Raw genomic sequence first — 21,079 nt, 5'->3', positions numbered from 1 at the left:
AAAATTCGGGCTAAGTGTTAACACTATATTTTCGGAACTATAATTACCATATTGATATTGTTAATAACCATTAATGTCAAATACATTTCACCTTTATAATCATTTAGGAAACTCGTGCTTAAATATAAAAAGCTCATATGCAAGTTCTTGATCTATTTTACTAACTTGATCGAAACCATGACGATGGTAAAATTTAATATTCTCTACCATAGAAGTCTCTAAACATATATTCTTCTTAAAGGGTTCATAATATGCAAGTACTTCTTTTAATAAAACACTTCCTTTTCCTTTTCCGAAATATTGCGGTAGTACCCCGATATACCAGAGATGAAAAAAAGGCTCATTAGGTTGATGTCGTCTTAAAATCTTTTCTCTTTTTAATATTTTTTTTATCCTAAAAAAACCAATAGCATTACGTACTAATCTAATATCAAAAATTAGTTTTTTAAATGTATTTTTATTTTTTTTAGAATCTATAACGATACAGCACGATAATTTATCTTCTCCTAAGAAAACTTCACCAAAATTCATTCCTATAAAAAAAGAATATTTCATCAAAAACTTAATTCTCTTTTTTCTTTTTCGGTCTTGTTTAATAATAAAATTGACTGATTTGTTTTTATCAAATGATTCGGTTAAAATTCTGATTACTGTTTCTTCATCATTCTGCGTAGCTCGTTTCATTTGGGAGGTTAAATTTTGATCACATTTTTTGTACAAGAATCGATTAAAAAGTTAATACTAGCCTAAATATCCAATATTATAGCAATCGAAATCGCATAAATATCTATTGGTTATAGTATTATTATAGAATTATTTTAAAAGAGTCTTTTCAATATCATTTTTAATAAATGCATAGTTCACACTAGTCATATTTTATTTTCAACTATATTCTTTTTTAGTGACTTATGATGGTGTTTAGCATGATAGATAGAGAAGTATAACATTTCTCTAAGTGTTAACTTTCCCATTAATGGATGCGGAACCAAAATTTCATCTAAATCCTGATCTTTTGTACTTTTAATTTTGATCAATAACGTGTCTACGGTACTTTTTAATGATTTGGCGAGTTGTGCTCTTTGTTGGATAGTTATCTTCTTGGGAATATATTTAGAAGTAGCTTTTCCTCCTTGCTCTAAGACTTTTGAATATTTTGTGATCATAGCATCATAGGAAATACTTTCTCTTTTAGCCTTACCAAAAAATATTTTTAAAATAAATTTTGGAAGTAAAAATACTTGAATAAGAGGTTTTACCGAAAGATATATATGTTCTAATTGTTGACCTGCAGACCATTTACCTTTTAAATAACTCACAAAATCATGTTCATCTAATACTTCTATATCATCTATAAACAATGAATGTACACTTTTAAATTCGTGAATTAATTGTTCTTTATTCATAAAAATATATCTTTTGATTTCGGAGATTAAATCGCTCTATTTTACGCCATAGTTATCAAAAAGATATACTAAACTCGCCATCGTAGCAGCGCCTAATTCTAGCTCACGCTTATTTACTGCATCAAAAGTATCATTCTTAGCATGATGATAATCAAAATATCGTTGTGAGTCTGGTCGAAGTCCAGCTAATACTATACCATCTTTTTTTAATGGACCAATATCTGCTCCACTTCCACCTAAAGCAAAATAATGAATTAAGTAGGGTTCAAATAATGGTTTCCAACTTTGGACTTGTTTAAAATTATCGACATCGCAATCAAAAGAAAATCCTCTAGGTGTAAAACCACCGGCATCACTTTCTAAAGCAAATACATGATTTTCTCCTTTATTTTTGGCTATTTCGGCATATTTTTTACCTCCTCGTAATCCATTTTCTTCATTCATGAATAACACTACACGTATAGAACGTTTTGGTTTATATCCTATTTCTTTAAAAAGTCTAAGAACTTCCATAGACTGCACTATACCCGCGCCATCATCATGAGAACCATCTCCTAAATCCCAAGAATCCAAATGTCCACCAACGGCCATATATTCATTAGGAAATTCGCTACCTGTTATTTGTCCAATCACATTATATGATTTCACATCTTTCCAAGTACGACAATTCATATTCATATGAAACTTAATTTTTGGATTTAGTTTGAGCATAGAACTCAATAAATCAGCCCCGTTTGTACTAATTGCTGCCGCAGGAATTTTGTCCATATTCGCTAAATCCCCATAACTCATTGCTCCTGTATGTGGAAAATCATCTAACCTTAAATTCATTGAACGAACAAGAACACCAACAGCACCGTATTTTGCAGCTTCTGCTGCTCCAGAGTATCTTTGATCCACACAACCTCCGTAAGCATTAAATGTGCTAATCAGATCAGCTTGCATAGGTCTGTTAAAGAATACAATTTTTCCTTTTATCTTATCTGTTCCTAAGGTTTTTAGATCATCTAAGCTTTTTACTTCTATAATAGGTTTTTTTACACCACCTATTGGTGTTGGTACAGATCCTCCTAGTGCACAAATTGGCACATTTGTAGTATTACCGGGAGTAGTTTCTATATATGCAAATTCGGTTACTCCTCTAGTCCATTTTGGTACCATAACAGGTTGTAACCATACTTTATCAATTCCTAACTCTTTAAGTTCTTTCTCTCCCCATTCTACTGCTTTTTGAGCGTTTATAGATCCTGATAATCTTCCTCCTATTTGATTTGAAAGGTAATCTAACCAAGAATAACTTTTCCCATTAAGCAATGATGTATCGTATAATTTTTTAAGTATTATCGAATCTTCTTTATTTTCTTTCTGTGAAAAAGAGTTTAGGGATAAAAGGGTTAAAAGTACTGTGATTATTCTTTTTGACATTTTGTTTTACTATAAGTTTAAATTAAGGCATGAACAACTGCACTGATCAGTTTATTCATTCTCTAACTGCTCTTTATACATTTCTAAATTAGCTTTGGTTTTATCATCTAATTCTGGCTCTTGTATATTGGTATATTTTGTTAGCGTATCATACAGTATTTTTGCTACAATATATCTTGCTACTGGTTTATCATCTGCTGGAATAACATACCAAGGAGCATGTGGGGTTGATGTTCTATTAATTGCATCTTGATAACACGATTGATATTGATCCCATAACTTTCGTTCTTTAAGGTCTCCTGATGAAAATTTCCAGTTTTTGTCTTTCTTTTCGAGTCTTCTTAAAAGTCTATTTTTTTGTTCTTCTTTGGATAGGTGCAAGTAAAACTTATAAATCAAAGTTCCGTTTTCTGCAATATGTTTTTCAAAATTTCTAATTTGCTCAAAACGTTTATCCCAAAACTCATCGGTAATATCACTTACAGAATTTATCCCCGGAATTTTCTCTCCCATTATATACTCAGGGTGTACACGAGTAACTAAAACATTTTCATAATGTGTTCTATTAAAGACACCAAACTTACCTCTTTGTGGCAAGGCAATATAATGTCTCCATAAATAATCATGGCCTAATTCAAGATCTGTAGGCACTTTAAAACTATGCACAACAATTCCACGAGTATTAAAATCTTTAAAGACTTCTCTAATCAAACTATCTTTACCAGCAGTATCCATCCCCTGTAAACAAATTAACACTGCATATTTGTCATGAGCATATATTGTATCTTGAAACTCTCCTAGCTCCTCCCGTACTTCTTCTAATTCTTTTTCAATTTTCTTTTCGCTCGCATCAAGATCATGTTTTGTTGGGATTTTAGACAAATCTACGGGGTTAGTTACTTTAAAATCTTTGTGATGTATAGAATTCATAGTGCAACAAATATTATATCTTGAAAGATACTAAAGTTTTGGATTTGTAAAAAAATAGTTAACTAATAAAAATTACAAAATAATAAGGTAACTATTAAAAATTATAAACTGTTCTAATTATTTTACTTTCCGTAAAAATCATAGCTAAACCCTATCAAAAAAGTATCGTAACGTCTCCCTAAACTTTTTAGATTGAATTCTCCAAAAATGTGCACATATCTAGAGAGTTGATGTAACGCTCTAATTTTAATTTGTGCTCCATGATTAAAGCTTCCTGTTCTAAACCCCAAAAAAGCTTCATCTTCGATATCTTCAAAAAGGCTTGAATCATTACCGGCATACCCAATACCTGCAGTTATTGTGGTCGGATACCAATTAAACAGTATAAGGTTTACTCCTAAAGCAAGCTCATTATGCCCCTCATAGGTCGAATCATCAAGTGTAAAAGATCGGTTATATTCACCAATAAAGGTAGTATAACAATTAAATGCATATTCTACACGAGCTCCTAAACCCACCTCATCTTCTAATCCAATACTTTTTATAGCTACTAATCCATAATTTACAGCTCCAGGATCATATTGAGCATTAGAAGCATAAATACCACATAAGCATGTGATTAAAAAAACAAATATTTTCATTTTCAGGGGCATATCAGATATTGGTCGTAAAGGATATATGATACATTACAACAATTAAAAAAACAGATCACAAAATAGGATTCTATGATCTGTAATTTTCTTTTTTTTTAATTATTTGGCTGCAAAGAGCTTAACATCTTCTTCGCTAACTTCTTTTCCTCCGAGTATGATTAATCGCTCTATTACATTTCGCAATTCTCGGATATTTCCTGTCCAATCATACTGTTGCAACTGTTTAACTGCTTTTTCAGAAAACGTTTTTACTGTAGACCCTTGTTCTCCTGCTATTTTCTTTACAAAATAGTCGACCAATAACGGAATGTCTTCTCGCCTATCATTTAGGGCAGGTACTTTTATTAAAATTACTGCCAATCTATGATATAGATCTTCTCTGAATTTATTGTCTGCAATTTCTTTCTTTAAATCCTTATTCGTAGCGGCAAGAACTCTTACATTTACTTTGATATCTTTATCACTACCAACTCTTTGAATTTTATTTTCCTGTAAGGCTCTTAATACTTTTGCTTGCGCAGAAAGACTCATGTCACCAATTTCATCTAGAAATATTGTTCCTCCATTTGCTGCTTCAAATTTACCGGCACGATCTTTATTAGCAGATGTAAATGCACCTTTTACATGTCCAAAAAGTTCACTTTCTATTAGTTCACCAGGTATTGCAGCACAGTTTACCTCTATCATTGGGCCACCGGATCGCTCGCTCTTTTGATGAATCCAGTGTGCCACCAGTTCTTTTCCTGTACCATTAGATCCTGTTATTAGAACTCTCGCATCTGTAGCAGAAACTTTTTCTATTATATTTTTAATATCCGAAATTGCCTGAGACTCTCCGATCATATCATAGTTTTTAGAAACCTTTTTCTTAAGTCTCTTATTTTCTACAACTAGCTCTTTACGGTCTAATGCATTTCGTACTGTATTTAATAATCTATTTAAATCTGGTGGTTTAGAGATATAATCAAATGCCCCTAATCTCATTGTATTTACGGCTGTATCAAGATCACCATGTCCAGAAATCATTACTACCGGAGTTTCTGGTTTTATTTTTTTGATTGCCTCTAAAACCTCAACTCCGTCCATCTTTGGCATCTTAATATCACAAAGAACCAAATCATACTCATCAGATTTTATTTTTTCTATACCAGCCAAACCATCTTCGGCTTCAAAAACTTCGTAAGTATCATTCTCTTCAGATAAAATTTTAGTCAGCACTCTTCGAATTGCTGCTTCGTCTTCAATTACTAATATTTTTGCCATTATATTTTTAATTTAATTCCGCTTCGAAAATAAAATGTATTTTCATTATTAATGGTTAATACATTATCTTGATTTTTATCTCGTAAGCGAATTTCATTACTTAATGTATATCCTCCATATGTATAGAACAATAAGTGTTCCGTAAAATAAAACTCATATCCTAAAGCTCCTATTACATTTAACATAGAAGCATTTTCTACTGTTTTCGTAGTTCCGTTTGCATCTACAAAAGTTCTGTTATTCTGCAAATTACCATAAAATCTATCTAAACCAATAAAAGCTTGGATTGTATTTATTTCATTAAAGAAATATTTAATACTTGTTTTAGGTGTACCTATACCATATGCCCAGCTTGGACTAAATCTTTTAAAATAATTAATTATTGGTAAAGGAAAACTTATACTAGCTGGTGTTGAATATCGTAACCCTAAAATTAATCGTGATGTTTTAGGTGTAATACTACTCTTGTAGCTTTTAACAAAAAAGACAGAACCTGTATATCTAAAATCGTCACTCTCTAATTTTGAACCTTCAAAATTAGAGGAGATACCTACTCCTATTTTTGTTCCAAAGCGCCAGTTATTTTTCATTTTAAAGGTAAACCCTAATTCTAGGCCTATAGTTTGAAAAACATTTAAATCACCACCTTGATCAAATATTAATTCATCTCTTATTTGAAGATCGTTATATCTATATTGAGGAGATATTACAATATATGTCCCTTTATTATCTGTTTTAATTGGATAATTAGCAGAAAACCGAATACGGCTATAAGTATTTTCACTACCTGATTGAGGAATATAAGCATACTCTAACCTAGCTAGATTTGTATCCTGGGATCTCATATAATAAACAGCATAAAAAAATATGCACATTAAGATTAGATCCTTTTTTTTCATTCTTGGGGCTTATAGGTTATTTATATTTTTGAAACATTGTTATTTTCATCCTGAATCATAGTTACAACTCTTTGCGGAAAAGGAATACTGATATTGTGTTCTCTAAATAAACGATCAATCTCAAAACGTATCTCACTTTTAGGTATTGACGCCTGAAAACTATCTCCTATTGTAAATATTAATTTAAAATTTAATGAACTATCTGCAAACTCTGTAAACAAAACTAATGGTTCTGGTGTTTTTAATACACTTTTATTAGATAATGCTGCTTGCACTAGAAGTTCTTTGACCAATTTTGTATCACTACCATAAGCAACACCTACACTAATAGATTCTCTTGTTAACGCTCCGTTTTGAGTCCAATTATACAGTGTGGAGGTTAAATATTTATGATTAGGTATAATTAACACTTTATTATCAATAGTAACCGCTCTAGTAGTCCTTAATTTTATTTCTTCTACTCGACCTACTTTTCCTTCTAACTCAATAATATCACCAACATGTACCGTTTGATCTATAAAAATAAATATTCCTGAAATAATGTCTTGAATTAAGGTCTGTAACGCCAAACCAACACCAACTAATAATGCTGCTGAAGCTGCAAATATGGCGGTAATATTGAAGCCAATGCTATCTAGCATTATGAATAAAATAATGAGATAGATAAAATATTTGGCAAAAGAAAATACCGATACAAACTTTATTTTACCATCATGTGATAGTTTTTTGGTTACAATTCTTCTAATAAACTTTAAAACTACAGAAGTTAAGACAATTGCCAAGACAGCCACCAATATCATACCCACGGTTAATACTATAGGTTTTTTATCGGTACCTAAATGGAATAATTCATACTCTAAAAATTCTTTTATCGAACCCCAGATATCCTTTGTAATCAACTCTTCAGCTTTGTCTAAAACGTCGTCTTGAATCATTAACTTAGTACTTTAGCCATTTAAAAATTTCTTTATAGCTAGGTTTTTTACCATACATCAATATACCAATTCTGTAGATTTTTGCAGCAAACATCACCATAAACCATATACTGGCTATTAAAATTACTATAGAAATGAGGATTTGCCACCAATCTACGCCAAAAGGCACTCTCATTAACATAACTATTGGTGAAGTAAGAGGAATCATTGAAAATACTGTAGATATAGTACCATGTGGATTTTCGATCACTGCAAATACTCCAACATAAAATGCTAGCATCAATGGAACGATAATTGGCAACATAAATTGTTGTGAATCGGTTTCACTATCTACAGCGGCACCAATTGCTGCATAAATTGAGCTATATAAAAAGTATCCTCCTATAAAATAAACAAGAAATAAAACTACTAAAGAAACTAATGGTAGGTTTAAAACATCTTGCAAAATAAGTTGTGATTGCTCCATCAATTCATCTTGCGGTATTTGCGCTGGAGTAGTTGGTTGCACATCTATACCTAAATAAAAACTCGCTATAAAGAGTAAAACACCACCTATAATCACCCATATAAAAAACTGAAGTACACCTGCTAATGTTGTACCAAGTATTTTACCGATCATTAACTGTACAGGTTTTACCGATGATATAATAACCTCTATAATTCTACTTGTTTTTTCTTCAATTACAGAGCGCATAACCATGTTACCATAAATCACTACAAACATCAATAACAAATATCCTGCAAGCCCACCAAAGAACATTTTTACATAGCTTGATATTTTGGATGTTTTTTCTCCTAAAAAATTCTCTATTTGTATATCTACCTTAGCTTTTGAACTCTCGATAACTGCTATATCCACACCTTTCTTTTTAAAATTTTGATGTGTTAGTTCTTCTGAAATAATTTTTTCTATCTGTTGTAAAATATCAATATTAGGAGCCTCATCTGCATAAAACTGAATACTCTTTTCTAATTCTTTATTGGATGTATTCCCTGGAATATATAACAGGCCATACAAGTCTTTGATCACTACAGAGTCTTTTGCATCATTTAAAGGTAGATTTGTATAATCAATATAACTTATCCCTTTACTACTTTTAAAATAAGGTTCGAAAGACCCTGTCTCATCAACTATTGCGATTTCACGAATTTCATCTTTATTTAAAGTAGTTAACCAGGTAATTAATCCGATCATTCCCACAAAAATAAGCGGACTCAAAAAAGTCATTACAACAAAAGTCTTGTTACGAACCCGAGCAATAAATTCTCTTTTAATGATTAGCTTTAAATTACTCATTTTCTGTAATGGTTTTGATGAATATTTCATTTACACTAGGTATGACTTCATTAAAGCGTAATACCTGAGCTTTTTCTGATAGATACCTTAACATATCATTTGATGACATTGTATTGTCCAAAGTGATCTTTAATTTTAATTGATCATCTATGGTTTTAAAATCGGCAGGTTCAACACTAAACTTATTATTCAGTGTTGAAAATAAGCTTTGGTGATCATCTGTTAAAAGACCGACTTCAAAAGTATTTGATTTATACGCTCTTTTAATATCTGATAATTTACCTTCTAATATTTTTTGAGATTTATTAATAAGTGCTATGTGATCACATAGTTCCTCTACGCTTTCCATACGATGAGTAGAAAAAATAACTGTCGCTCCTTCATCACGCAATTGCAATATTTCGTCTTTAATAACATTTGCATTTATAGGATCAAAACCACTAAAAGGCTCATCAAATATTAAAAGTTTAGGTCTATGCAAAACAGTCACTATAAACTGCACTTTTTGGGCCATCCCTTTTGATAATTCTTGTATCTTTTTGTCCCACCAATGTGTAATATCAAATTTATCAAACCAATATTTTAATCGCTCTTTAGCTTCCTTTTTTGACAAGCCTTTAAGTTGTGCCAAATACAAAGCTTGTTCTCCTACTTTCATTGATTTGTAAAGTCCTCTTTCTTCTGGCAAATAACCAATATCTTTTATATGTTCTGGTTTTAAAGGTTCATTATCCAGAAACACACTTCCTTGATCTGGTAATGTAATTTGATTAATGATCCTTATTAATGTCGTTTTACCTGCTCCATTAGGACCAAGTAAACCAAAAATACTTCCTTTAGGAACCTGAATAGAAACATTCTGCAAGGCTGTAAAGCTACCGAATTGTTTTGTAGCTTGTTGTACCTCTAAAAGATTAGCCATAGATAGAAATAATATTTTATAATTTATAATATACCCGAATGATACGAAAACTTAAAAACTTATGCTAAAATAAAGGTAACTAATGTTATTTCGGCACAAGTTCTTAATCAAATAAGCGAGTTTGATTTTTATTTCTTTAAAAAATTAAGGGACAGAATTAGACACTTTTTTATTAAAAACAAAACCCACCCTAAATACAAGTATTAAGGATGGGAAAAAAATTGCTATGAAAAAGAAAAATTGTCACTAAATACATTAGTGATGTCTCAAATATACGAATTTTTCCTATTCAACCATTAATAAAACTGCTTGGATTCATAATATCCGAACCACTTGTTTTATCTATGAAAACATATCTTTTACTTTCTCGAAAAACGACTTCTCGCCACTATCTGGGCTAGGTCTAAAATGGTCATCTTTTGACATTTTTTCGAAAAACTCTCGTTGTTCTTTATTTAATGTTTTTGGTGTCCATACATTAACATGTACTAAAAGATCACCTCTGCCATATCCATTAAGACTTGGGATTCCTTTACCTCTTAGTCTAAGGATTTTTCCACTCTGCACACCTTCTTCAATTTTGATACGCACTTTTCCTGAAACAGTATCAATTTCTCTAGATGCTCCTAAAGCCGCTTCAGAAAAACTTATATACAAATCATAATGAAGATTATTACCTTCTCTTTGTAAATCTGCATGATCAAGCTCTTCTATTGCTACTAATAAATCTCCAGCTATACCATTACCCGGTGCTTCATTTCCTTTTCCAGAAACTTTAAGCTGCATACCATCTTCAACCCCAGCAGGGATTTTAATACTTACTGTTTCTTCTAAAGCTTTTAATCCTTGTCCATCAGCCCCATCAGGTCTGTAATCTATTGATTGCCCTGCTCCGCCACATGTCGAACATGGAGATGATGTTTGCATTCTTCCAAGAATCGTATTTGTTATTCTGGTTACTTGACCTGTACCATTACAAGTAGAACAAGTTTTATAGGTTGTACCAGGTGCTTGTACTTTACGTTTTACTTTAATCTTTTTTTCTACACCATTAGCAATTTCTTCTAATGTAAGTTTTACTCGAATTCGAAGGTTACTTCCTTTGGCTTGTCGTTGTCTTCCGCCTCCACCACCAAAGCCGCCGAAACCACCAAAGCCACCGCCGCCAAAGATGTCTCCAAACTGACTAAAGATATCATCCATATTCATACCACCACCTCCGAAGCCGCCGCCGCCTTCGAATGCTTGGTGACCATATTGATCATAACGTGCTTTTTTATCAGGGTCACTTAATATCTCATAAGCTTCTGCTGCTTTCTTGAATTTTTCTTCTGCACTAGTATCACCAGGGTTTTTATCAGGGTGATATTCGATAGCTTTCTTGCGATATGCCTTCTTTATTTCAGATGCAGTTGCACTTTTGCTTAATCCTAATATGTCGTAAAAATCTTCCTTCATACCTCTTTATTGTCCGGTTACTACTTTAGGAAATCTGATCACTTTATCTCCAAGCTTATATCCTTTTTCTATCACATCCACAATTTTTCCTTTAAGATCATCACTAGGCGCAGGAATTTGAGTTATAGCCTCATGATCATCCGCATTAAAGGTGTCTCCCGCAGATACTTCTACTTCTGTTAACCCTTTTCCTTTTAATGTTTCTTTTAATTTATTGTGTATGAGTGATACTCCTTTGATAAGGTCTTTATCTTCTGACTTTTCGATTTCTTTTGTAGCACGATCAAAATCATCAAGAACCGGTAACATTGATTGTATTACATCTTGACTTGCCGTTTTAAAAAGCTCTAAACGTTCTTTAGAAGTACGTTTTTTATAATTCTCGAATTCTGCAAAAAGCCTAAGAAATTTATCTTTTTCTTTTTCCAAATCTTCTTTTAGCTGTGTTTCTACATCTACTTCTTCAGCCTGTTCCTCATCAACTTTTGTATCAAGTACTTCTTCTACTTGATCTTTTACATCTTCAGTATTTTTATTTTTCTTACTCATGTAATCTGTAACTTTTATAAGTTTTCATTTTGAAATAGCAAAAGTACTGCCATTTTTGAATTAATGTCATAATGTCACAGGAATATTTTAGTATATATTTAAGAGTGTTTTTAAGTCAAAAAAATAATTTTGAAATTCTGAAAACTATTAAGTTATATTTTATGAAAACCAAATTGATTAATCTTTTTGCAATTGCCTTAATAAGCATTGGTTCATTTTCTTGTAAAGGTGAAAAAAAGAATGAAACTGTAGCTTCTGAAGCGCAAGAAACCTCTGAAACTCCAAAAGAAGCTTCTATTTACATAGTGAATGATGCGTTAAGTACTATCGAGTGGACAGGCATTAAACCTACAGGAAAGCATACTGGGACAATTAAAGTAGCTAAAGGAAAAATTGCTCTTAATGATGATGTTATTCAAAGTGGATCTTTTATGATCGATATGACATCCATTACTGTAACTGATCTTCAAGGAAAAGAAAAAGCTGGTTTAGAAGGTCATTTAAAAGGTGAAGCTAAAGGTGAAGAAGATCATTTCTTTAATGTTACAAAGTTTCCCTCTGCTTCATTTGAAGTTACTGGAATTAGCAAAAAAGAGAATAAAACTTTTATGAATGGCAATTTAACAATTAAAGGGATTAAAAAGAATATTTCTTTTCCTGTCTCTACTGCCATTAATGGTAATACTATGACCTTAAACACTGAAGTATTTACTATTAATAGAACCGATTGGGGAATAAACTACGCATCTAAATCTATTATTACAGATATAGGAGATAAGTTTATTAATGATGATATAGAGCTAAAAATTAGTGTAACAGCTACAAAAGCTTAATTCAATAAAATTATTTTGTATAAACCGGTACTTGCAGTATCGGTTTTTTATTTTCAATTATTTAACCAAATCCGCGATTGCAGATTTAATATTATCATAGTTAAATCCAAAACCAAGTTTAGAAACCTTATCGCTACAGACGCGTTGGCTTGAAAACAAAAGTATGTGCATTTCTCCAAGAATAATTTTCATTATAAACTTAGGTGTATTTGGTAATACTATTTTTTTATTTAATCGTTCGGCAATAACATTGGTAAACTTTTTATTTGATACTGCATTAGGTGCTACAGCATTAAAAACTCCTGTCAATTCTTCTTGAACAACAAATACAAACATACGTGCTAAATCATGAACATGTATCCAACTTTGCCATTGTTTACCACTTCCAAAAAGAGCTCCAAAACCGTATTGAATAGGCTTTACTATTTTAGGAAACGCTCCTCCTTTTTCAGAAAGCACTAAACCAATACGAAGTAAACTCACATTTATATCCAAAGCTTCAAATTCAAGAACAGCTCCCTCCCATTTTGACACTACTTCTCCTAAGAAACCGGTATCTCTTTCTGGTGAATTTTCCATATAATAATTCTGAAAAGAATCTGGATAAAGCCCTATAGCGCTAGCAGAAACGATATGTCTAACATTATGTTTTAATTTTTTTAGAGAGTTAAAAATTAAATTAGCAGTAAGCGTCCTACTTTCTAGTATTTCCCTCTTATACGAAGCTGTCCAACGTTTTGCTACCGAGGCACCTACTAAATTAATAATCACTTCGACATCAGTAAAACAATTATCATCTATGATTCCATTACTAGGATCCCAGAAGTATCCTTTATAATTTGAATTATCGCTTAATTTGGATTTGTTGGTTGTAAGGTAATTTACATCAATTTTTAATTGATGACATAATGTTACAATTTCCTGGCCTATTAAACCCGTAGCACCAGTAATTAAAACCTTCATTGTAGTTGAATTTTATGCAAAATACTATCAGCTTATTACAAAACCTATTCCTTTATTATAGGTTTAACAATCGTTTAAAATGGTTAAATACTCAAAAACACAAAGCATTTGTTTATGGTTTTGTAGCTCTTAACATTTCTCGTTTACCAGGAGGACCAGGCAATCTTTCTACCTCAAAACCAACTTCAAGCATAGCTCTTCTAACACTTCCTTTTGCCGAATACGTCACCAATACCCCTCCTTTATTTAAGGCTTCGAACATTTTTTTAAAAATAACAACAGTCCAAAGTTCTGGTTGTACTCGCGCACCAAATGCATCAAAATAAACAAGATCAAAACTGTTTTTATCCTCAATATCAGAAAAGAATTGTTTTCGCTTTTGTAAAGTAAAAATATCGGTAACAGGTCTGTTAGTTTCCCAATTAGATGTATGCAACTCTTTAAAAATAGGTTCTGCTTCGATATTACCTAAAGCCCTGGGATAGTTCATTTGTTGAACTTCTTTTGCTGCAATAGGATATGCTTCTACCCCTACATAATTAACAGTTTGTTCCTTTTTCTTAGCTTCTATCAATGTAATTAAGGCATTTAAACCTGTACCAAATCCTATTTCCAAAATATTTAATGACTTAAAGGTTCTGGATTTTAAAATATGATATAACCCATTCTGTATAAAAACATGGTTCGCCTCATTAATAGCACCATGTTTAGAATGATAGTGTTCATCTAACTCTGGAAGATGTATTGTAGTAGAACCGTCTGCAGTTATACTTATTTCTCTCTTTATTTCTTTTTGCATTAATTTTTGATCAAAACACTCTCTGCAATTAATGAATATGTTTTTTTAGGTTCTGTGATTGCAGCTATTTCTTCTGGTGATTTACCTGCATCAGTGGCATAATGTCTTTGATCATCAACAGACATTTCTCCTACAAAAGCCCTTCCTTGAACAATTACAGTATCGTTTTCGATATCCTTTGGCACAAAAAAACCATAATTTTTGAACCTAACCATAGTTTCTTTGCCGTCTCCCATTGCAACTTTCATCCAACATCCTTTTGCTTTACAAACACCATTTACCGTTCCTGTAAAAGCAATAGATACGGTATCACCTTTTACAAGATTATTATAACGTTTTACTATTTCTTTCTTGTAGTAAATGTTTTCTGCTGTTAGCACCTCTCCAAAACTTTCATATTGCTCCACGGGAATATTTTTAACTGAAAACGAAACTTGTTTTTTATGCTGACAACTTGTTAATCCTATTAACAATACTATCAAGAAAAGTATACTTTTATTCATGATTTCATAAATATTGGTTACAGAATACAAAATTACGCATTTTAAAAATTTATATTTTGTCAGAAAAGGGTATTTTTGCTAGGAATTATTTAAGGTGTTAGTATGCTCTTAGTTTTCAGACCAAGAGTAGAGAATACAAATTCTGGATACAGTACTATCCAACCTTTTAAAATATGTATAGGATGAAAAATACAATCTCACAAACCGTGGAAGTTAATCAAGTAAATGAGTCCAAAATTGGACAAGTTGATTTCGAAAATCTTGATTTCGGAAAAATCTTTACAGATCATATGTTTGTCTGCGATTATAAAAATGGATCTTGGCAAACACCTAAGATTATTCCTTATGGACCTTTAACTATGGAACCATCTGCTCGTGTTTTTCATTATGGTCAAGCCGTTTTTGAAGGGATGAAGGCGTATAAAGATGATAATGGAGATACTTTTTTGTTTAGACCCGATGAAAATTTTAAACGAATTAACAAATCTTCTGAACGTCTAGCAATCCCTGAATTTCCTGAGGAGTACTTTTTTGATGGTTTAAACACTTTATTAAAATTAGATAACGCATGGATCAAATCAGGTTCTGGAAATTCATTATACATACGACCTTTTGTAATAGCAACTCAAGCCTCTGTATCAGCATCAGAAGCCGATGAATACAAATTTTTAATTATTTGCTCTCCCGCACAATCATATTATAGTGGAGATGTAAGCGTATTAGTTGCTGAAAAATTTAGTCGTTCTGCCAGTGGTGGTTTTGGTTATGCTAAAGCCGCGGGGAACTATGCTGGACAATTTTACCCGACAAAACTTGCAAAAGAGCAAGGATACCAACAAGTTATCTGGACAGACTCTAATACCCATGAATATATGGAAGAAGCCGGAACTATGAATGTATTTTTTAGAATTAATGATACGTTGCTTACTGCCCCGGTTAGTGACCGTATTTTGGATGGTATAACTCGTAAAAGTTTAATTTCAATAGCCGAAAAAGAAGGCTACAAAGTAGATGTTAGACCAGTAAAAGTAAGCGAAATAGTAGCTGCCGCTAAAGACGGAAGCTTAAAAGAGGTTTTTGGAGCCGGTACTGCAGCAGTAGTAAGCCCGGTTAAATCTTTTGGGTACAAAGGAGAACATTATGAAATAGAAAAACAAGAAAACTCATATGCTTCGTATTTCAAAAAAGTACTCATGGATATCCAATACAATAAAGTAGAGGATCCTTTTGGATGGAGATATAAAGTATAATAGTCTTCCAAACTATAACAATAAAAAAACTCCGGAAAATTATTCCGGAGTTTTTTTATTTATTATTTATCAAGTATTGCAGCTATATCTGGTTTAAAATAATTAGGCCCTTTAAGTACTTTTCCATCTTCTCTATAAATTGGATTACCATCTTCACCTAGCTTACTCATATTACTACGTTGAATTTCATTAAAAACCTCCTCTATTTTGTGCTGCATACCATGTTCAATTATAGTGCCGCATAAAATATAAAGCATATCCCCTAAAGCGTCTGCCACTTCTATCAAATCATTGTTTTGAGCAGCTTCAAGATATTCTTCGTTCTCTTCTTTCATAAGATTAAAACGAAGTGTATTTTTAGCTTCTCCTAAATCGGCTATTGGTTCATTTTTATATCCAATTTCAAAGGCAGTGTGAAACTCTTGTACAGCAGCAATTTTATCTTTCATCTATCTATTATTTTTTAGTATTCAGTTCTTATATTTGCTGTAAAAATAATCATTTATGTTTAGTACTGGTCAATTAATATTTGCAGGGTGTTTTGTTGTTGCTTTTATCGTTTTGATGATATTTAGCTACCGTAAAGACATCAAACTACATCGTAAATATTACAAAGGCAGTATTTTTATTTTAGTTGGTTTTATTGTTTTTATCTTACTGTTATTTGCACTTAAGACATACCTACAACCTAAGTAAACCTTATACACTTCTTTTTGTCTTACGTATCTCCCTTTTTTAGATCAGTACATTTTGGTTATTGATAGCTCAATCATTTTTTTTAATTAGCAACATTTAAAATACCTTGTATTGGGTATGGATTAACGCTTCTATTATTAAGAGTTTTGAAATAACTAAAAAACCATTACGACAATGAATATCAGGGTACTTTGTGTTGGAATAAATCACTACTTAGGAATTTCAAAACTAACATCATGCATTAATGATGCAAAAGACTGGCAACAATTATTTCATAAAGATTTACAAGTGCCAAAAAACAATATTACAAGACTTTCTTTTGGTCCCAAAACAAATGCCTCTACTATTAAAAAAGAATTAAGAAAACTAGTAAAAAGTCTAGAAAAAGGAGATCTAGGAGTTTTCATCTTTTCTGGTCATGGAAACCAGAAATTCACTACGACAAACGGTTTACCTACCATAAAAGAAGGTATTAGAGCAAGAGATAAATCTATTTATGAAAATGAATTACGTACCATAACAAATAAAATAAATCCCGAAGCATATTTTGTTTCTATAGTAGACGCATGCTACTCTGGCGGAGTAGATTTTAAAGAACTAATTCTCAAAAATTTAGAGAGAAAAAATCAAAACTTAGAAATAAAAAGTTATGCCAATAAAATTTTAAAAGAAAATTTAATCACAAAAGAGAATTACCGAAAACTATTAAAACCACTTAACAAAAATTTTATTACACTTTCTGCCTGCAAACCAAATGAATTAGCATATGGAGATTTATTTATCCGAGATCAAAATGCAAGAATGAATGGGGTACTGACCTACTATACTATAGGTTATATTAAAGACAACCCACAGATAACGTATGCAGAGTTAATTAAAAAGTTACAAAATATTCTTCCTGACCAGTCAAAAGGACATGACCAAACCCCACAACTTAACGGGCATAAAAACATCATTAATAATACAGTATTTAAATAATAATCACCAAACAACTATAGTACAATGCATGAAAATTTAAAATACACATTAAGATTAGACGAGAGCATCAAAGAATTTAGATCTTTTAATGCTATGAACAGAAACACGATTCAATCCAGAGCAGAAATCGGAGATTGGCAACCAATTTATTCGGATATAAAATATGGTACCCACTATTTTTTATATGGAAAATTTTTAGGTGAAAAAGACGGGGACGATTTCATTATCAATAAAATACAACTATACCTGCAAAACTATACAGGATCAGTTTCTATAGGGTTTAATGGCTACGTAGCTATGGATATTGTAGACCAAATGGATGAAAATGATCCTGATAACGATCCTAGATATACTTATCGAAAAAAATATTATCTTCATATTGGTTTAGAAGGCTTTAAAATGGAAAGCAAAACTCAAAATTATCCTGAAGATCATACTACCCCATTAAACATAAGATTAAAACAGGGAGATATTTTAATCACTAATCCGTTTTTCACTCCTGCAATACCCGATATTTCCTTGATTTATGACAATAAAAATAGAAACGAATCAAATTTTGTTGACGATTTATTTATGGAACGAATGGGTGAAGATGTTTTTATTACTCCTGAAGGAGAAGAAGCTTTAGTAAATTTATATCACTTAGATCTGATTTCAGAAGAATCATTACTAACAGCGGGTATCGATGAACAAAACGAACAAACAAAAACAAAATTATCAAAAATCGAAGCATATAAAGCATACAAAGAATCTAAAGGAATAACTTTTGCCTGTAGACCTGAAAATGCTTTTTTCCAAATAAACTAAATGAATAAGACACTATATGTTATTTTCTTTTTCTTGGGCCTTGGCTATCTCTCGGCCCAAGAACATTTTAAAGTGATTGATAACTTACGAAAATATGATCTAGAGAATGAATTTAATCACGAAAACACGTATGACCCCTTTACTACTCGAATGATTCTATGGCAAGTAAATTTCCTTAAAGAATTTGATATTTATCAACATAAGTTTTCTTCGATAACACAGGAAAATGCACTTAATACAGAAAATATTCTTGGTAGGTTTTTATATTATATCAATTTAGGAGATTATCTTTTTTATAAATATAGCAGCAAAAATATCCAAGCGAGAAATGCTTATCTCGAAGCATTAAAAATTGCTGAAATGAATAACAGGCCTCAATTAATTTGTGAAGTACTTAAACGACTACTTAAAATAAATAGATTTGATTATCTGATCGATAACACCTCTTCTAAGTTGTATATGGATCTATATAAAACAAATACTTATGATCCTATTGAGGTAGCCTACTATACTTATTACAAGCTTATTTTATCTTTTCAATATTTCAAAAAGGAGCAGTGGGATCAGACGCTGGAAGATCAACTCATCAATTTTACTGAAAATAGTAACCATTACTTTCTTAATGGTATGATATTTCAATTACTATCCAGTTACTATAATTTTTTAAAGGAGAACACAAAAGCTGTTGATTTTGAAAAAAAAGCGATAGCGAATTTTAAAAAAATTCCCTACAATTATAAATCTACACATTTAAAAACCTCGTACATAGCATTAGCACGATATTACATTTCGCTAAAACAAATGGAAAATGCACATGCTATTTTACCAAAAATAAATAGCAAAGCATATAACAAATTAGAAGATGATCACAAAAAATATATATTCTTTTATAACTCAATAATCGACTCTACACATAAAAATTACAAATCTGCTTTCAAAAACTTAATAGAATACACTTCCAGAACAGAACAATTCCTATTATCAAGTAATAAAAATGCTTATGACGAACTAGAAACTAAGTACCGCACAACAGAAAAAGAAAAGAAAATCGTACAACTACTTAATACCAACTTAAAATCAGAAGCGCATAGAATTCGAAATAGAAATCTCCTAATTGGATCAATTTCTCTCTTAGCAACGGCTATTCTAATTTCTTTTCTAGTATATAAAAACGTTAGACGCAAACAACGTATTGCCGAACAAGAACGTGAAATTGAATTTCAAAAAACAGAAAAATTACTTAAAGACCAAGAATTAACAGCTATTGATGCTATGATTGCTGGTCAAGAAAAAGAACGTCAACGAATGGCGAATGATCTGCATGATAATCTAGGAAGTACCTTAGCCACTGTAAAATTACATTTCAATCATTTAAAAAATAACAGAGAAAATTCTAAAATTAAAAACAAAGAAGAATTATTTATTAAAACAAATGATCTATTAGATGAGGCTTATCAAAAAGTACGAACTATAGCACACGAAAAAAATAGTGGTGTAATGGCTAATCAAGGGCTTTTACCTGCAATAAAAAAACTAGCTAAAAATGCCTCAAATAGTAATGAACTAACTATAGAAGTTCAAGATTATGGATTAGAAGAACGATTAGACAACACTCTTGAAATTTCAATTTTCAGAATGATTCAAGAATTGGTAGCCAATACAATTAAGCACTCAAAAGCTTCAGAAGTAAACATATCGTTAACCAATCATGATTCACTATTAAACATTATTATTGAAGATAACGGAATAGGCTTTGATGCCAAAATATTACCTCAAAAAGACGGAATGGGTTTAGCCACTATCGAAAAACGTGTTGAACATCTTGAAGGAACTTTTGAGATAGACTCTACTATTAATAAAGGAACGAACATTATTATAAATATACCAATATGATAACAGTAGCTATTGCAGAAGACCACCAGTCTTTAATTGATGGTATCGAACTTCTTCTTAAATACGAAGAGGAAATAAGCATCGTAGGGATGGCTAATGATGGAGAAGAACTAATCAATATTGTTAGAAGAAAACAACCTAAGGTAGTACTAATGGATATTCGTATGCCAAAAATTGATGGTATCGCAGCAACTCATATTATAAAAAAGAGTTTCCTTATACAAAAATAATAGCATTTTCTATGTTTGATCAAGAAGACGCTGTAAAACAAATGATTGAAGCCGGAGCATCTGGATATCTCCTCAAAAATTCGCCCTTAGAAGAAGTATTAACCGCTATAAAGCAAATATCAAAAGGAGCAACCTATTTTGATGCCGCTCTTGACCCTTCGCTTTTTTCGAAAGATGCCAAGCAAGAAATCAAAAAACAAATCTTATCAAAAAGTGAACGGGAAATTTTAAAACTTATCGGACAAGGGAAAACATCATCAGAAATTGCAACAATTCGTTTTAACTCTGTTTCGACAGTAGAAACACATCGAAAAAACATCATCCGAAAACTTGGACTGCATGGCAAGGGAGAATTATTGCGATATGCCATTGAGAAAAAGTATGATTTTTAAG

Annotated in this window: 23 protein-coding genes; 7 read left to right on the top strand and 16 right to left on the bottom strand. The window is 31.6% G+C overall.

The genetic code is table 11. The annotated features are described in order from the left end of the window. Nucleotides 1–99: 99 nt before the first annotated feature. The 12 genes from D1816_RS24055 to D1816_RS24000 form a co-directional block, all read right to left on the bottom strand. The gene (locus D1816_RS24055; protein WP_118506006.1) at nucleotides 100–684 is read right to left on the bottom strand and encodes an N-acetyltransferase; all 585 of its coding nucleotides are present in this window, start codon (nucleotides 682–684) and stop codon (nucleotides 100–102) included. A 185-nt stretch (nucleotides 685–869) separates the two neighbouring features. Then, nucleotides 870–1,403 (bottom strand): DinB family protein, encoded by a 534-nt coding sequence (locus D1816_RS24050; RefSeq protein WP_118506005.1) that lies wholly within the window; start codon nucleotides 1,401–1,403, stop codon nucleotides 870–872. Between the two features lie 36 nt (nucleotides 1,404–1,439). After that, nucleotides 1,440–2,828: a M20/M25/M40 family metallo-hydrolase gene (locus tag D1816_RS24045; RefSeq protein ID WP_066313893.1), complete on the bottom strand. Its 1,389-nt coding sequence runs from the start codon at nucleotides 2,826–2,828 to the stop codon at nucleotides 1,440–1,442. Nucleotides 2,829–2,879: 51 nt separating this feature from the next. Continuing rightward, nucleotides 2,880–3,758 carry a PPK2 family polyphosphate kinase gene (locus D1816_RS24040; protein ID WP_066313894.1) on the bottom strand — a complete coding sequence of 293 codons (879 nt, stop codon included), beginning with the start codon at nucleotides 3,756–3,758 and terminating at the stop codon, nucleotides 2,880–2,882. 122 nt (nucleotides 3,759–3,880) lie between these two features. Further along, entirely contained in the window at nucleotides 3,881–4,399 is a 519-nt protein-coding gene (locus tag D1816_RS24035) for a hypothetical protein (protein WP_118506004.1), read from the bottom strand. Between the two features lie 111 nt (nucleotides 4,400–4,510). Beyond that, nucleotides 4,511–5,674 carry a sigma-54 dependent transcriptional regulator gene (locus tag D1816_RS24030; RefSeq protein WP_066313896.1) on the bottom strand — a complete coding sequence of 388 codons (1,164 nt, stop codon included), beginning with the start codon at nucleotides 5,672–5,674 and terminating at the stop codon, nucleotides 4,511–4,513. After that, nucleotides 5,674–6,573, bottom strand: a complete 900-nt coding sequence (locus tag D1816_RS24025) for a DUF6268 family outer membrane beta-barrel protein (protein WP_118506003.1) — start codon at nucleotides 6,571–6,573, stop codon at nucleotides 5,674–5,676. The genes D1816_RS24030 and D1816_RS24025 overlap by 1 nt, the downstream gene beginning before the upstream one ends. Before the next feature lie 20 nt (nucleotides 6,574–6,593). After that, nucleotides 6,594–7,508 (bottom strand): mechanosensitive ion channel family protein, encoded by a 915-nt coding sequence (locus tag D1816_RS24020; RefSeq protein ID WP_118506002.1) that lies wholly within the window; start codon nucleotides 7,506–7,508, stop codon nucleotides 6,594–6,596. A 4-nt stretch (nucleotides 7,509–7,512) separates the two neighbouring features. Next, a complete protein-coding gene (locus tag D1816_RS24015) occupies nucleotides 7,513–8,805 on the bottom strand; it encodes an ABC transporter permease (protein ID WP_118506329.1) in 1,293 nt (430 codons plus the stop codon). Continuing rightward, nucleotides 8,798–9,727 (bottom strand): ABC transporter ATP-binding protein, encoded by a 930-nt coding sequence (locus D1816_RS24010; RefSeq protein WP_118506001.1) that lies wholly within the window; start codon nucleotides 9,725–9,727, stop codon nucleotides 8,798–8,800. The genes D1816_RS24015 and D1816_RS24010 overlap by 8 nt, the downstream gene beginning before the upstream one ends. Nucleotides 9,728–10,069: 342 nt before the next feature. Then, nucleotides 10,070–11,185: a molecular chaperone DnaJ gene (dnaJ, locus tag D1816_RS24005; protein WP_118506000.1), complete on the bottom strand. Its 1,116-nt coding sequence runs from the start codon at nucleotides 11,183–11,185 to the stop codon at nucleotides 10,070–10,072. Nucleotides 11,186–11,191: 6 nt separating this feature from the next. Further along, nucleotides 11,192–11,734 carry a nucleotide exchange factor GrpE gene (locus tag D1816_RS24000; protein WP_066313906.1) on the bottom strand — a complete coding sequence of 181 codons (543 nt, stop codon included), beginning with the start codon at nucleotides 11,732–11,734 and terminating at the stop codon, nucleotides 11,192–11,194. A gap of 161 nt (nucleotides 11,735–11,895) precedes the next feature. On the opposite strand from D1816_RS24000, the gene D1816_RS23995 reads away from it, so the two are divergent. Next, nucleotides 11,896–12,567: a YceI family protein gene (locus D1816_RS23995; protein WP_118506328.1), complete on the top strand. Its 672-nt coding sequence runs from the start codon at nucleotides 11,896–11,898 to the stop codon at nucleotides 12,565–12,567. 57 nt (nucleotides 12,568–12,624) lie between these two features. Here the strand turns inward: D1816_RS23995 and D1816_RS23990 are convergent, their stop codons facing one another. The 3 genes from D1816_RS23990 to D1816_RS23980 form a co-directional block, all read right to left on the bottom strand. Continuing rightward, nucleotides 12,625–13,530 (bottom strand): TIGR01777 family oxidoreductase, encoded by a 906-nt coding sequence (locus D1816_RS23990; RefSeq protein ID WP_118505999.1) that lies wholly within the window; start codon nucleotides 13,528–13,530, stop codon nucleotides 12,625–12,627. A gap of 112 nt (nucleotides 13,531–13,642) precedes the next feature. Beyond that, nucleotides 13,643–14,317 (bottom strand): tRNA (5-methylaminomethyl-2-thiouridine)(34)-methyltransferase MnmD, encoded by a 675-nt coding sequence (mnmD, locus tag D1816_RS23985; RefSeq protein ID WP_118506327.1) that lies wholly within the window; start codon nucleotides 14,315–14,317, stop codon nucleotides 13,643–13,645. 11 nt (nucleotides 14,318–14,328) lie between these two features. Beyond that, a complete protein-coding gene (locus tag D1816_RS23980) occupies nucleotides 14,329–14,832 on the bottom strand; it encodes a DUF4920 domain-containing protein (protein ID WP_066314635.1) in 504 nt (167 codons plus the stop codon). 182 nt (nucleotides 14,833–15,014) lie between these two features. Here D1816_RS23980 and D1816_RS23975 point away from each other — a divergent pair, with 182 nt between their 5' ends. Further along, on the top strand, nucleotides 15,015–16,082 hold the full coding sequence (locus tag D1816_RS23975) for a branched-chain amino acid aminotransferase (protein ID WP_066313911.1): 1,068 nt from the start codon (nucleotides 15,015–15,017) through the stop codon (nucleotides 16,080–16,082). A 62-nt stretch (nucleotides 16,083–16,144) separates the two neighbouring features. Here D1816_RS23975 and D1816_RS23970 read toward each other — a convergent pair whose 3' ends face one another. Further along, a complete protein-coding gene (locus D1816_RS23970) occupies nucleotides 16,145–16,531 on the bottom strand; it encodes a nucleoside triphosphate pyrophosphohydrolase family protein (protein ID WP_066313914.1) in 387 nt (128 codons plus the stop codon). 421 nt (nucleotides 16,532–16,952) lie between these two features. Here D1816_RS23970 and D1816_RS23960 point away from each other — a divergent pair, with 421 nt between their 5' ends. From D1816_RS23960 to D1816_RS26315, 5 genes are read left to right on the top strand one after another with little or no spacing between them, the layout of a single operon-like run. Next, nucleotides 16,953–17,756 (top strand): caspase family protein, encoded by an 804-nt coding sequence (locus tag D1816_RS23960; RefSeq protein ID WP_118505997.1) that lies wholly within the window; start codon nucleotides 16,953–16,955, stop codon nucleotides 17,754–17,756. 24 nt (nucleotides 17,757–17,780) lie between these two features. Then, nucleotides 17,781–18,563, top strand: coding sequence for a hypothetical protein (locus D1816_RS23955; protein ID WP_118505996.1), 783 nt, complete (start codon nucleotides 17,781–17,783; stop codon nucleotides 18,561–18,563). Then, the gene (locus D1816_RS23950) at nucleotides 18,564–20,456 is read left to right on the top strand and encodes a sensor histidine kinase (RefSeq protein WP_118505995.1); all 1,893 of its coding nucleotides are present in this window, start codon (nucleotides 18,564–18,566) and stop codon (nucleotides 20,454–20,456) included. After that, a complete protein-coding gene (locus D1816_RS26320) occupies nucleotides 20,453–20,686 on the top strand; it encodes a response regulator transcription factor (protein WP_369886871.1) in 234 nt (77 codons plus the stop codon). Before D1816_RS23950 ends, D1816_RS26320 begins: the two co-directional genes overlap by 4 nt. A gap of 11 nt (nucleotides 20,687–20,697) precedes the next feature. Continuing rightward, nucleotides 20,698–21,078 carry a LuxR C-terminal-related transcriptional regulator gene (locus tag D1816_RS26315; protein ID WP_369886870.1) on the top strand — a complete coding sequence of 127 codons (381 nt, stop codon included), beginning with the start codon at nucleotides 20,698–20,700 and terminating at the stop codon, nucleotides 21,076–21,078. Nucleotide 21,079: the final 1 nt, after the last annotated feature.

Origin of the sequence: Aquimarina sp. AD10 (assembly GCF_003443715.1) — a bacterium.
Classification (GTDB): Bacteria; Bacteroidota; Bacteroidia; order Flavobacteriales; family Flavobacteriaceae; genus Aquimarina; species Aquimarina aggregata.
The sequence above is the reverse complement of the archived record's forward strand: the minus strand, read 5'-3'. Positions and strand labels throughout refer to the sequence as shown.